Origin of the sequence: Shewanella septentrionalis (assembly GCF_025370265.1) — a bacterium.
Lineage (GTDB): Bacteria > Pseudomonadota > Gammaproteobacteria > Enterobacterales > Shewanellaceae > Shewanella > Shewanella hafniensis.
In genome coordinates this window covers 1-13,937 of sequence record NZ_JAMTCC010000037.1, presented here as the reverse complement: position 1 = coordinate 13,937, position 13,937 = coordinate 1, and the positions used below count along the sequence as shown (strand labels likewise).

The window sequence follows — 13,937 nt, the reverse complement described above, 5'->3', positions numbered from 1 at the left end:
GATGGCGCGTTCTCCGCAAAAAAACACCGCCACTGGCAAGGCAGTTAAAAAGGTACAAAGTAGCAAGTTAAGCTTCCATAAACAGCTGATTCTGAATCGCTTTATGTTCCGTTTCTTTAAAGACGGCAGCTTGCATGGGCTAAAACTGCGTTTAAGGGAACACAGATTTGAAGGTATCCATGAGGATGGACAAAGCTTGTTCTTTCATGAACTAAGTAACTATTTGTTCGAGGTCGACTTAATCGACCTGGATGAGTTGCGTCGCTACGACTTGAACATCGTCAAACACTGGCAGCAGATCACTGAATACCGTAACCGAAAAGAAGACACGGTACTGAATATGAAGTATTTTCAGTACCTTTCATTGCTGTTCACGGAGATTTACCTCGACTGGCATTTCAACCATAAGCAAGAGTTACTTAATGGGTTGAACAGCGAGCTGGCTACCTACAATGCAGAAAACAGCAGCACTGCGAAAGACAAAGCCAACCAGTTTCGAGATTATGTACTGGATGACTTGAACAAGTTGGCATTTTGGAATGCCACAGGCTCGGGTAAAACCCTGCTACTGCACATCAATATTTTGCAATACTTGCATTACTTCCAAGATGGTCATCCCAACCACTACCCAGACAAGATCATCCTTCTTACGCCGGACGAGCGTTTGTCGCAGCAACACATGAATGAGCTGTATAACTCAGGCTTTTCACAAATCCGGTTGTTTGACAAAAGCAAGCCGACGCCTTTCAAAGGCACGATTGAAGTTATTGATATCAATAAACTTGCTGACAATATGGGTGACAAAACAGTCGCGGTTGAAGCCTTTGAAGGTAACAACTTGGTACTGATTGATGAAGGCCATAAGGGGACAGGCACTGCGGCTGGGGCTTGGATGCGCCGCCGTGACAAACTGACCCGTGATGGCTTTGCCTTTGAGTATTCGGCGACCTTCGGCCAAGCCGTTGCTGACGGTAAGACAGTTGATGCTGTTGAAGCCGATATCCAAAAGAAAAAAGCCAAAATGCAGTTTGACACCACAGCTTTGGGCAAGTTAACCGAAGATCAGTTAGCACTACTAGAGTTAGATACTGAAGAGCAGCGCGAAGCGCGTATTCAAGCTACCCGCGAAGTCTACGGCAAGTCAGTATTGTTCGATTATTCCTACAAGTTTTTCTACGAGGATGGTTATGGAAAAGAATCGTTAATTCTTAACCTTAACCCTGAGCAGGATAAGCAAGACGAACGACGCTATGAGTACTTCACAGCCTGTTTACTGAGTTTTTATCAGCAGCAGTACTTGTTCAACAAAAACAAAGACAAGTTAGCAGAGTTCAACATCGAAAAACCCCTTTGGGTATTTGTTGGCAATACCGTTGGCGGTGAAGACTCTGATATTCACGCAGTACTTAAATTTTTAGCTTGGTTTTTAAACCATGAAGCGCAGGCGCGGGCATGGATTAAAGATTTGGTCGGCAATAAAGCTAGGATCCTGGACAGTAAAGACAGAAATATCTTCGAAAACCGCTTTACAGCTCTGATGAACTGCCCAGAGGATATCTACGCTGATATCCTGGTCAAACTCTTTAACACCACTCACTCAGGCCAGCGCTTACGGGTGTTGAACCTGATTGGCAGTAAAGGAGAGCTCGCCCTGCAAGTGGGCGAAGCAGCGCCTTTTGGCTTGATTAACATTGGAGACTCTCCGTCGCTTTACGCTATGTGCGATGAAGATGATAGCTTTGATTATCAGCGTGATGACTTTGCAAAAACCTTGTTCCATACCCTGAATGACAAAGATTCAAAATTACACATTTTGATTGGCTCACGTAAGTTTACTGAGGGCTGGAGTAGTTGGCGGGTATCGACCATGGGCCTTTTGAATATGGGGCGTGGTGAGGGATCGCAGATCATCCAGCTATTTGGTCGTGGTGTACGGTTAAAAGGACGTGATTATTCACTCAAGCGAAGTACGCCAGCGCAGCGCCCAAAGGGCATTCACCTTGATAAGCTTGAGACCTTGAATATTTTTGGTGTGCGTGCTGACTATATGGCGACATTTAAGCAATACCTTGAAGCAGAAGGTATTACGCCTAGCGATGAGATTTTGGAGCTGAACTTTGAGACGCGAGCAAATTTACCTGCGACTAAGTTAAAGACCTTAAAGCTGAAAGACGGTTATAAGGACAACCAAAAGCTTGGCTTTAAGCAAGTGCATTTTCCTGAGTTGTACCATGTGCCAGCTGAGTTTGAAGGTAAGATTAAACTGCCGCACATCAAGCTAGATTTGTATCCCAAATTGGAGGCAATTGATACCAGTAGGAAGAGCGATAACACGCCTGTAAATATTCGGTATGAAGGCAAGCTGGATTACAAAGTCATAGCGGCGTTTGACTTTGAGCGCTTGTATTTAGCAATTCAAGACTTCAAGTTGCAACGGGGCTGGTCGAATTTACGGCTTGATAAAGAGCGGCTGATGAAATTTTGTTTGGGTAAAACCATCGCTTCGCACCTATGGTACACCCTGCTGATCCCACAGTCGGAGCTAGAAATCAGACAGTATTCTGATGTAAGAAAGCAAGAGGACATTATGCTGCGCCTGTTGCTTGATTATACCGACCGCTTTTATAAGACATTGAAGAACGCCTATGAAGGTCAGTTCTACCAAGTGACGCAAGTGCAGGAGGATGACCCTGGCATGATCAAGGTCTATCACTTCGAAATCGACGAGTCTGATAATGGTTTGGATTACGCCAAGCGTTTGGAGCAGTTGCAGCAGCTCGTTGCTGAGGGAGACATTGGCCAAGCAAAAAACTGGGATGCACCAGGCATGATTGCCATTACCTTTGATAGACACTTGTACTATCCACTGCTTTCGATTGAGCGAAATACCGATTTGCCGCTGAAGATGCGTCCTGCCGCCTTTGATGCCCCCAGCGAAGTAGCGTTTATTAATGACTTACAGACCTTTATTCAGATGCCAAAGGGCCAAGACGTCATTGGTGATAAAAGCCTGTATTTGCTCCGTAACGCGGATACTAAATCAAGAGGATTGGGCTTTGCGACAGCAGGCAATTTCTACCCAGATTTCTTGCTCTGGCTGGTTGATGATGTGACGGGTAAGCAATGGTTAAGCCTCATCGATCCCAAGGGGATCCGAAACCTGAATTTGAATGATGCCAAATTTGGGTTATATAAAGAGATCAAAACGCTGGAACTAAAACTTGCTGACAAAAACTTGAGTTTGAGTGCATTCATCGTGTCAGAAACCATGCACTCTGATTTGTTGAATGTGTCTGCACCCAAGCATGAGCTGGAAGAACGCAACGTGCTGTTTATGGAAGATACTGGTCCTGTGTATCTAGCTAAGCTATTCAAAAAGATGATGGCGTAATTTGTGCAAACTCATTTAAAAGGGAGCTTAGGCTCCCTTTTGTTTGCTTATAGCCAATGTTCAGGGATAGTTAGATCAAAACTCCCAGCAACATACTGAAGCATCGTAATGATCTCACGGTGCTTTTTTTCATTATAAGACTGACCGTTTTGTCTTTGGGTAACCAAGGCCTGTAGCTCTTGTAGATGAAACATCCCAAGACGAAAAAAATTGCCCCAACTTGGTTCCCCAAAGAGATTGTAAATGACCTGAGTATCATCCCTTTCACTGGCAAGGCGCTTTGGGCCTTGTACCTTGGTCAGAGCAACTTCGGCTTCGTCTTTGTCTTCGTAAGTGTTGAGGAGCTTCATGTTAGTACCAGCTAGCTTATAAGAGCTAGCATTGAACAAGAAGCAGCGAGAAATTGCAAACTACTCTGCTACCGATTAAGTTGTCTTTATTAGACCAGCTGCAATGTGTACCTAAAAATCTTTTCTCAAAAATGCTATAGATTCAAGATTGAAAGTGCTTAATTTTTAGTAAAAACCTGTTGATATATTTCATTTTTTATGACCCTATCGTTCAAAAAGAGTTGAGCGATGGAAAACGATATGGAATTGGAAAGTTATAGGGAAGCAGTCCGTTTATATAGACGATTGGTTAAATTTGGTGGTAGGGATGAGCTTATAAGGAATGTAAGTCAACCACACAACACTCAGTTCCTCGCTAATACTGATCAATCAGCGAATTACTACAAAAATTTATATGTTGATCAGGTTAGCGTTCAAGATAGTTGCAGGCTACTTCCTCCCCCCGATGATGGGACATGCGCTGGCTGTAAAAAACATTTTTTAACCAAAAGACCTATCATTGATCATCAAACTGATCTTGATATAGGTAACTATTTAGAAAATCATTTTATGAATTTCATGAATGAAAATTTTAAAAGTAGAAGCTTACCACTTAATTGTTTACGGGCTGATACGCAAAGATTAAACATGCCTGATTTCAAAATAATTCGTACAGACATTGATCACGACGTGCTTTTCTTTGAATTCAAATGTATTTTCAAGCCTTTTATAAAGATATCTGATAAAATTGCAGGCACATATTGCTACAACAACTCAATGACGTTGGACTGTGATATCAAGCTAGAAAGACAAAAAAAACTAATCAATAGTTCGAACATTGAATCCAAAACAATATATATATATTGGTATGACATACCATGTGTCAAAGGAGTTTTTTGGCAATATAGTGATTTTATTTATCAGCATCAAACTAAGACTTTATCTTATACTAGGGCAATGCAACCTGGAGATTATAAAGATAACAGGCAAGTTGGGCACATTGATAAAATTTACCTCCCGCTTCACATGATGAAAAACTTCAATGAATTATTTGAATCTATAATTAAGACTATCTATTAGTTTTTCCTTGAAAAAGATAGTAAGGCCAGAGTTCAATAGTCACTTTGTAGCATTACTTGGAGTGTACCTCGTTCAATAGACTGAATCGCCATAAAGTACTAACGAGGTGCGACATAATAATGAGATAAGACAAGTTAATAAATCACACAGTGAGTACTGCACTTTAATATAGATTAAAGTGCATAAGCCATTATTTAATGGACTGGGAACAAGATATTAACCGTTAATGAGAACTTCCAATCCTTTCAGCTAATGAATCAATCTTCCTTATCATGGTTTGTTCTTTTATTGGTGCTGAAGACCTTGGCATAAGCGTTTTGGGATCTCTAGTGTGGTTTGGTGAAAAGCCTACCAATATTGCATACTTGGAAACTTCACTACCAAGAGGCTCATAGAATCGATCAAATACATCTTCCTCACTAGTGGCTCGTAATTTTTTAAACTGGCTTTTACAGAATGCACAAACTTGAAAATAAAAAATAAGGTACAGAGAACCCGCCTTATACTTAGCTAGCTCATGCGCATTTTTATAATGATAGAGTGCTCCTCCCGGATTACCTGAATTCAGCGCCACCCTTGCAAGAATCCACTCATTAATCCAATCCGTACGTCCTGCGAGCTTCTCGACAGGAAAATCAGTAAGGTGGATATCATATGTGAGAGTTATAGTATTAGGGACATCCAACTCTCTGTCGAGAAAGGATTTAGCTATCATCAAGTTTTTTTTATAGTTACTGTACTGCTCCATTGAAGACTCAATCTCGTGGCCACTAGGCTCCACAAAGTTATTTATCAAAAAATCAATCCTCTGTGTTACCGGTATGCAATTTTCTGTACTTAAAGAAGGATATGAATCATCAATTTCACTACAAGGACTAATATCCAGCACGCTAAGATGGCTATTTAGATTGTGTGTAACGAAAGCTGTAAACGCAGATAACGTGAAGTGCTCTTTATCAATAGCTGGAGGTAAAAGGCTCACTAAGGGTTTCATTGTAGAATAAAAGCTATCCCACTTTATCCTGTTATTTCTGCTTAACCTATCGATAACTTGCTTTGATTTTGTATTAACGGGAGTAGCTTTAAAGTCCGTTTCCCAAATATCAAGATCGCTCAACCTCCCACTAAGACGTATTTCATGAAACTGATTCAATTCATGCAACGAAACATTACATAAATTGGTAGCCGCATCAGCAAATGATCTTAACGGCCAGCTTTCCTTGGAATAATGACCAAGTTCATGCTGGATAGTACCCAAACAGTTTATTCGTAGTACATAAATCATTTGTTTGAGAATACTCTCAATAAAGTATTGATACGACTCAAGAGCTTTAGCTGGCTTTACCGTGAACTCTCGAACAAATTCTCTATAATAATCAATTGATAATTCATAGTATCTCTTAGCAAAAAATGCTACTTCTTGCTCAGAAAAGCGAGCATCAATAACCGCATAAATATACTCCCTCAGTTCAACTAGTTCATGATATGAACTAAAATCTTCTTTAGATAGGTAGTTAACATAGGCTTGAACAGTTTTGTTTTTCTTGATTTCATTTCTTTGCTTCGGTGAAATACGGCTAGTTACTGATAAAAGTTCATTAAGGCCGCCGTAACTTCCATCTTCCTTTTGAATCTCAGAGAAAGCTATTTTCAAAGCTTCTCTTCGTTGCTTTTCCTTAGCTGGTACACTGAAAGTAATACCCTTATCTTGGCTTGTCCAAAGCCCTATTGAGTCACAAACAACTTTGTTAAAGTAACCTAAGGTTGGCATCTTATTTAAACTAAACATTATCTTCTCCGTCATAATATAAATATGACTCGAACTTATATTAATTTCGAAATGGAACTAAGTATCAAAATAGCTAAACCAATAAAAACATGACCTTACATAAATACTTAGCAAGGCACTGTGTTTAAAATCGCTAACGATTATGGGAGATTACCGCCGTATAAGGCATTAACAGCACAAACAATCAACCAAACACCAAATCAGATCTAAACCCTAGCTAAGTTCCAAACGTATAGTAACAACTCATTTGAGACAGCAGATAGAAGCACTGTGAGTGATACTACACACATCACAGATTGAAAAGGTAAACTGCACTTTAATAACTATTAAAGTGCAGTTTTCGCGAGTTATAGCGCTTAAACTATATGTTTTGCGCATTATCGTGACAAACTAGTACGAAACTCAGTTTATGCAGTACAAAATGCATAAATAGTCATTTATCTATGAGTCTTTAATGTTTCACTCTTAATCAGCAGACAAAACGCGATAGCGTGACTGAATAGCAAGCGACTCGTTTTGGGACACTAACGAGTTAGCTTTATGACTCTAAACCGCTTCTAACTGATTAGAAAAAGTATCTTGAAACTTTAAACACTTGTTAGGTTTTTTATTTTTCAAAGACCCCCTGTTTAAACAACAACTTCGTAGTGGTCGCACTATATAAATGTTCAGTTGTAATAACTTTTAACTGAGTATGAGTAATACGACGTAACTCGGTTTTATATGCCTCAGCGTCCTTTGTTCTCGTGGTCATTTGTAAGGTCATATATGATGGATAGTCTTTACCATCAAAGCATTGATACCTATTTGCCCAAAAAAGTCCTGCAGCCATTGCTGAACGGATAGTCAAGTACCCATAGCCTAGTAAAATCGACTCACGAATACTTGGTTCCCAGACAAAGGGGGTAGTTTTTGCCATTAGTGAACAAAAGTACTCATGAATGAAATCATCTCTAATTACTGGATGAGGATGGACACCTTTGACTTCATGAAATTTATTTAGATACCCGTTACTGCAGAACCTATTGAACATACAAGTCATCGAGCAAAGCAATAAATACATGGAATTGGGTCCATAAAAACCCTCTCGCTCCATATACTGAACCGTAAGGTTTAACCCCTCAATATCAGCCAAGATTTCTCTCGATTGGCCACTAAAATCAGACTCTGTGAAACCGCCGACAACTTCGTAGTACTCAATGTTTTCAGAAGTGTCTCCTTTTAATTTATAGTGGCATTGGATTAGATGAGATAGTTCATGAAAAAACACCCATGAGATCATCAGTTCGAACATAAGAAACCTAGCAGGTAGAGTCTTAATTATGATATCTAGCCTTTCTTTACTCATAAGTTCAGTGTTTGTGTTAGCTATTTTTTTATATTCTTCAATCCAAGCATTTGAAAAAAATGCACTAATTGGACTAATTTCTTTTGATGTTAACGTAGGAACTCCTGTCTCAAACTTAAATCTAGCCCCTTTAAACATATCCCAATTCTTATTCTTAAAATTTTCACTACTCTCAGCGAGTTTTTCTGAATAGATAGGAAACACTAACGCATCTCGGTAGATTTCTTGAATCATCCCGAAATGAATAACAATGTTAGGGTTCAGTGGTGATAGTCTATTTACAATCGCACCAGCATTTACAGACTCTTTTAAAGGAGTGCTAGTCGTTAGTTTTCCACCTAAAGGGGCGTAAATTTCTTGGTTAGCCCAAGAAGTTAGCCTATTTAAAACTAACTCTGCTAGTAGCTCCATCAAATCAAAGTCTAAACACTCATTTTCATATATGGATTCAATATCGTCCATTAATTCCTCACCGATTAAAAACCTAACGATTTTTATACGGCTTTTAGCCGCTTTTTATACTTCTATCATGCAGCCTTCCCATTCATAGTTCAATTGATAATCAATATGTTAATGAGAGGTATTGGGTATGAGAATGCAAAATTATGCATAATTTTTTAAAAGCTTAACTCGACACTCCCTCGGATAACTACAGGTAAGGGAAACGTACAATCACAGATTGTGAGTGAACTTTCGCGCTGAGAAGGAATGTTGGCACGAGTGTGTTACTCGTATCCTGTCGTCGGTTCTTCTGGGACAAATGTTTGTCAGCGGCTTTCCTAAGTTAGCAATTTATGGATGACTACAGACATGGAAACCGTTAGCTTTATATCCAGGGCCAAAGGTGCAGAACACACCTCTATCTGACACTTTCATTTTAGAGCTAAACCAAACCTGACACTCTGTTTTGTGCCAAAAGCAGACTTTAACCCTTAAAAATTTACGCCATGTAAAAAATGGTTATGTCTTCGTTGCTCTCCCTCGCTGCTAACTACATTAAAAAATCCTCTGCTAACATCGTCTGAAACATCAATGATGTGTTTTAACGCAGAAAGCGTCTTAAATTGCTTGCTAGTTAAGCCTGTCTTATCAAGCACTAATTGCTCGTCATTTACATCTTTTAAGTAAGAAAAATACTTACCTAAAAAGCCTGCGATAACATCAGATAGTTGAACAGCCTCTGAGTTGTGGGATGTAACGAATTTATGATTCTGTATTGGCATGCCATTATAAGTTAACGGAAAATCTTTAACGTCATCCTGAATACTTTTTTCTTCATCAAATATGTGAATGGAATTTTTAAATAGATACAGATTTCTTAAATAAAATACCATAAAGCTATCGATCAGTACCCGACCATGAAATCCCGATATGAACGGTAGTTCTTCGATTCTCAGTGATTCTTTAACCAAATTTTCGAGTACATTCGCTCGAAAATCCGACAGCATACAACTGTGTATGCATGTAAAATCGATAAGCCATAGGCAAAACTCATGAGCTTTTTCTTCTGGAATATCCGGATAGTTAAATTCATGTAAAGCATTAAGAAAAACATCAGAATTGCTATTGGCAAGCTCATAAAAATCGCTCTTAAGTGACATGTGATTCATGATACAAAAAGGATGATGTAACTCTCCAATAATAGAATCAATAATGTCAGTAATAGACCAGTATATGATATTAAGATTAAAATAATGAATGTAGAATTTGTTATCAATGAGCCAGTTTAGAATAATTGAAAGCTTATCAGATTTAAGCATATCCAAAAAATCACCCTTAGCAATATGCTTGAGCTTTAGCTCCTGAGTACTTTTTTGAAGATTAAGCATTTTAAATAGAGTTGAATAATCACTGCCAGTGCTTAACCCTTTGTGCAGTATGCCTGCAAGGATGAAATTATCCGTCTTTTTAACATTAAAACCAGAATCTTTTAAATATAGCTTTCGGATGTTATTCGTTTCATCATAATAAAACGTATAGACTTCATCAGTATTTTTAAGACCATTATGCCGGATGAGCATCTCTCTGAGCTTATTGACATCCATTTCATTCCCCTTATGCAATTCTTAAAAGAAGGTCAATTCCGATATTTATCCGTTTATTTTTATGATCTGATTCAAAAAAAGTGGACACACTTTGTCTCATTACTAAAATTTGGTCAACTTTTAGGTGAAGGCGCCAACATTTATTCCAAAGCTAAAACGTAATGGGGCAAAAATGTGCTAACTCTTAATCCGCACATTCACCAAAAGAGCCAAAAAATATCAAACTATTATATAAATGATCAAACATTATTAAGAATTATCAAACTATTATATAAACGCACACCAAGTCCAACAAGCGATTTATGCCCTGCAAACAGCGCATAAATACTAAGACGTTAGGCACAATTCGAAAGCAGGAGTAAACATGAAGTACTTGAAAAATCTGGCCGTTTGGTATAACTCGAAAACTGGCAGACAACGGAACGTCTTGCGAATTACCGCATTTCTCCTTTCAGCATTCCCCTATATTGGCTGGCTCGGTGTTGCTCCTTGGATGATACCTCTGATGCTGTACTTAGAATTCAATCTTGGTCAGAACTTAGAAAGCTAATTTCAGATTATCCACAGGCACCTATACGTAAGCGTCCATTTTAGGACGTCCTATTCCCACTTAAGATCGCGCGATAAGCTGTGCACTCATCATTACAGGAGAGTGATATGGCAAAGCGAGCTTACCGCAACGCTGCACAATGGCAGCAATTAATCGACTTATGGCACACATCAGAGCTGAGCATCACTGAGTTTTGCCAAACCCATCAACTGAGCACCATGTCATTTTATAAATGGCGGCAACGTCTATCACCACAAACTGAGCAAGCTAATGTGCACCAGGATACACAGTTTATCGATTTATCCGCGCTTGCACATCACGGTAACACCCGCTTACACCTATACGGCTCACCCAGTTGCCTACAACTGGCTCAAGTCGTTCGCTGCGCTCACTCGGGACGTCCGTAAGCTACGCTTCCGGCCGCCCCTAAGCCAAACGTTAGGCTGTAGCAGTCCAGACTATCTCAATTTATACTGTTAAACTATTGTTGGATAAAAAATGAACACCAGGAACACTTTTGTCAAAGTCCCCATGCCAATCAGGGCCGGATTATACATTGTTAAATTGGTTAACAAACCTATCCAGTCGAACGAATTTCATTCGATTATGGATGATTTATATCAATCAATAATCTCGCATTAAGTCGACTTAAGAACAAAATAGCTAAATGTTAACAGAATTTACAAAGCATAATCTCACCCTGGCTAAAGTGCCACCTTGCTGCTGGGTAAACCTTTGCTGTTGCTCTTCAGTGTAGCCTTTAGGTAATTCTGCTTTGGCGAACACAAACATTAAGCGTTGTGGCTCAGTCTGAGCGTTTGCTTCGCGGATTAAGTCGGCATAAGATTCAATATTCATATTTAACAAGCTCTATCACTATTTTGTTTAGTTTATCAAACCTATTTGTGGTTTACATTGACCATCTTGGGGGGAGCGATATAACCATTAATAGGTAGATTATCGGTTAAGCGCTGAATAACGATTAAGCATAGAACAACTAAATTCAGTTCGAACTAAAGCGAAAAAAGCACCACAGCAAAGCTGTAGTGCTTTTTATTAGTTTGTTTAACTTAGCTGCTAATTTGCTTAGCTGCTTTAGTGTCAAACACCCCTTTAACAATTTGCCAGCTTACCGCTAAGGCACCTATGATAAAGACCACGTCACCTATAGTGCGGATCCAACGTAGTGTATGCAGTAAATCACTTTGCATAAAGGCTTCACTTCGTGCATACCATAAGCCTTCTGTGGCACTAGCATAAAACTGGATAAAGCCTATTGGTAATAAACTAGTGAATAGCATTAATACTAAGCCCACGTTTAACCACCAGAATGCGGTCTTCATTAGCTTTTCGTCAAACTGCAACTGTGGCCGAATGTAGCGCAATATTAATAAACAGAAGCCTAAGGCTAAGAAGCCATAAACACCAAATAATGCGGCATGAGCATGAGTTGGCGTGGTGTTTAAGCCTTGAATATAATACAGCGCTATAGGTGGGTTAATCATAAAGCCAAACACGCCAGCGCCTAACAAATTCCAAAATGACACGGCAACAAAGAACATTAATGGCCATTTTAAATCTGCCATCCAAGGCGCACGGTTTTTCATCCGCCACTGTTCAAAGGCTTCATAACCTAATACCACTAAAGGCACTACTTCTAAGGCACTAAAAGTTGCCCCAACGGCCATAACCGGGGTAGTGGTACCCGAGAAATATAAGTGGTGGAAAGTACCAGGAACACCGCCTAGCATAAATAAGGATGCCGAGGCTAAGCTAGCACTAGTTGCCATAGTGCGTGACACTAAGCCCATACTATGGAAAATAAAGGCTAAAGATACAGTAGCAAACACTTCAAAGAAGCCTTCTACCCATAAATGAACTACCCACCAGCGCCAGTATTCCATTACCGATAAGTTAGTCCGTTCGCCGTAGAATAAACCGGCGCCATAGAACAAACCAACACAGATAACCGAAGCACCAAATAAAGCTAATAAGTTTTTATCACCTGGGGCTTTAAAGGCGGGCACTATGGCGCGTAGCATAAGCACTAACCAGAATAAAATGCCGATGTATTTAATGATTTGCCAAAAGCGACCAATATCAATGTATTCATAACCTTGATGGCCAAACCAGAAGCTATATTCATGCGGTATAATTTGCATAATGGCAAAGTAGTTACCGGCGAATGAACCTGCCACTAAAACCACTAAGGCCCAGAATAAAATATCTACGCCAAGCTTTTGGAACTTAGGATCTTTACCGCCATTAATAATAGGTGCTAAAAATAAACCTGCGGCTAAAAAGCCCGTCGCAATCCAGAACATAGCCGCTTGTAAGTGCCATGTACGGGCTAGGCTGTAGGGTAGCCATTCGGTTGTATTTAAACCATAGAAACCATCACCTTCAATGGTATAGTGAGCAGTAAAGCCACCTAAGAACACTTGCAGGGTAAATAGTGCAACTACCACTACAATATACTTGCCCAACGATTTTTGTGAGGGGGTAAGTTTAAGGTTAGCTATAGGATCGAACTTTGGTGACACCGGCTCTTCGTCATCGTGTTTGCGTAAGAATGCCCAAGCCCAAACTAAGGCTCCAACACCAGCAATTAATAAAATAATACTAATTAAAGACCAAATTAAATTTTCAGCTGTAGGCTTATTATCAATTAACGGCTCATGGGGCCAGTTGTTGGTATAAGTGGCTGCATCTGGAGTACGCTCAGTTGAAGCAGCCCAAGCCGTCCAGAAGAAAAACTGTACCATTTGCTCTCTGCGCTCTAGTGAAGGCAGGGTGTTGTTTTTCATTGCATAGTTAGCACGGGTTTCGCTTAACGACGGATCATTACCAAATAATTTAATATAGTGATCAGCAGTTGTTGCAATGGCCTGTATACGGCGACTTGACAGCACTAGGGTGTCAGTGGCTTTATCATAAGTGTTAGTACGATAAGCTTCTTTTAACGCAAACTGTAAGCCATTTTGCTCAGCTGGCGTTAAACTGTCATAAGCTTTGTTATATTGATCTTGAGCGGCAAGCTCTAACCAAGCCAGTAATTCACGATGTAACCAATCTGCAGTCCAATCTGGTGCTTGGTAAGCACCATGACCCCAAATAGAGCCTAGCTGCATACCCCCGACAGATTGCCAGGCAGTTTGACCATCTAAAATACTTTCATTGGTCATTAATACCTTACCGTCTTGGTTAACTACTTTCGCCGGAATAGGTGGAGCAGAGCGGTAAACTTCTGCACCAAAATAACCCAGCACACCAAAGGTAATTGCTAAAACGGTGATTAATACCCACCAGAGTTTACGATATCCAGCCATAATCCCTCCAAAAACTACTAATAAAGCGCCAACAAGCCATTTAAAACTCCTATTATTGTAATAATGCATTAGATAG

At 39.8% G+C, this 13,937-nt stretch carries 10 protein-coding genes; 4 read left to right on the top strand and 6 right to left on the bottom strand.

Translation table 11 applies throughout. From position 1 onward, the window contains the following. Position 1 precedes the first annotated feature (1 nt). On the top strand, positions 2–3,391 hold the full coding sequence (locus NE536_RS18180; RefSeq protein WP_261273556.1) for a DUF5110 domain-containing protein: 3,390 nt from the start codon (positions 2–4) through the stop codon (positions 3,389–3,391). A gap of 47 nt (positions 3,392–3,438) precedes the next feature. On the opposite strand, the gene NE536_RS18175 is transcribed toward NE536_RS18180, so the two are convergent. Then, complete coding sequence (locus tag NE536_RS18175) at positions 3,439–3,741, bottom strand: hypothetical protein (RefSeq protein ID WP_261273555.1); 303 nt, start codon at positions 3,739–3,741, stop codon at positions 3,439–3,441. Between the two features lie 228 nt (positions 3,742–3,969). Between NE536_RS18175 and NE536_RS18170 the strand changes: the two genes are divergently transcribed. Further along, complete coding sequence (locus tag NE536_RS18170; RefSeq protein ID WP_261273554.1) at positions 3,970–4,800, top strand: hypothetical protein; 831 nt, start codon at positions 3,970–3,972, stop codon at positions 4,798–4,800. 223 nt (positions 4,801–5,023) lie between these two features. Here NE536_RS18170 and NE536_RS18165 read toward each other — a convergent pair whose 3' ends face one another. The 3 genes from NE536_RS18165 to NE536_RS18155 all read right to left on the bottom strand — a co-directional run bounded on the left by NE536_RS18165 (position 5,024) and on the right by NE536_RS18155 (position 9,982). Further along, positions 5,024–6,589, bottom strand: a complete 1,566-nt coding sequence (locus tag NE536_RS18165) for a hypothetical protein (protein ID WP_261273553.1) — start codon at positions 6,587–6,589, stop codon at positions 5,024–5,026. Positions 6,590–7,196: 607 nt separating this feature from the next. After that, positions 7,197–8,399, bottom strand: a complete 1,203-nt coding sequence (locus NE536_RS18160; RefSeq protein WP_261273552.1) for a hypothetical protein — start codon at positions 8,397–8,399, stop codon at positions 7,197–7,199. A 470-nt stretch (positions 8,400–8,869) separates the two neighbouring features. Continuing rightward, positions 8,870–9,982, bottom strand: coding sequence for a DUF3800 domain-containing protein (locus NE536_RS18155; RefSeq protein ID WP_261273551.1), 1,113 nt, complete (start codon positions 9,980–9,982; stop codon positions 8,870–8,872). A 364-nt stretch (positions 9,983–10,346) separates the two neighbouring features. Between NE536_RS18155 and NE536_RS18150 the strand changes: the two genes are divergently transcribed. Beyond that, positions 10,347–10,532: a hypothetical protein gene (locus NE536_RS18150; RefSeq protein ID WP_261273550.1), complete on the top strand. Its 186-nt coding sequence runs from the start codon at positions 10,347–10,349 to the stop codon at positions 10,530–10,532. 107 nt (positions 10,533–10,639) lie between these two features. Beyond that, on the top strand, positions 10,640–10,939 hold the full coding sequence (gene tnpA / locus NE536_RS18145; protein ID WP_261273549.1) for an IS66 family insertion sequence element accessory protein TnpA: 300 nt from the start codon (positions 10,640–10,642) through the stop codon (positions 10,937–10,939). 256 nt (positions 10,940–11,195) lie between these two features. Here tnpA and NE536_RS18140 read toward each other — a convergent pair whose 3' ends face one another. Both NE536_RS18140 and NE536_RS18135 read right to left on the bottom strand, forming a co-directional pair. After that, entirely contained in the window at positions 11,196–11,390 is a 195-nt protein-coding gene (locus NE536_RS18140; protein WP_261273548.1) for a hypothetical protein, read from the bottom strand. Between the two features lie 212 nt (positions 11,391–11,602). Beyond that, complete coding sequence (locus NE536_RS18135) at positions 11,603–13,861, bottom strand: nitric-oxide reductase large subunit (protein WP_261273547.1); 2,259 nt, start codon at positions 13,859–13,861, stop codon at positions 11,603–11,605. Positions 13,862–13,937 lie beyond the last annotated feature (76 nt).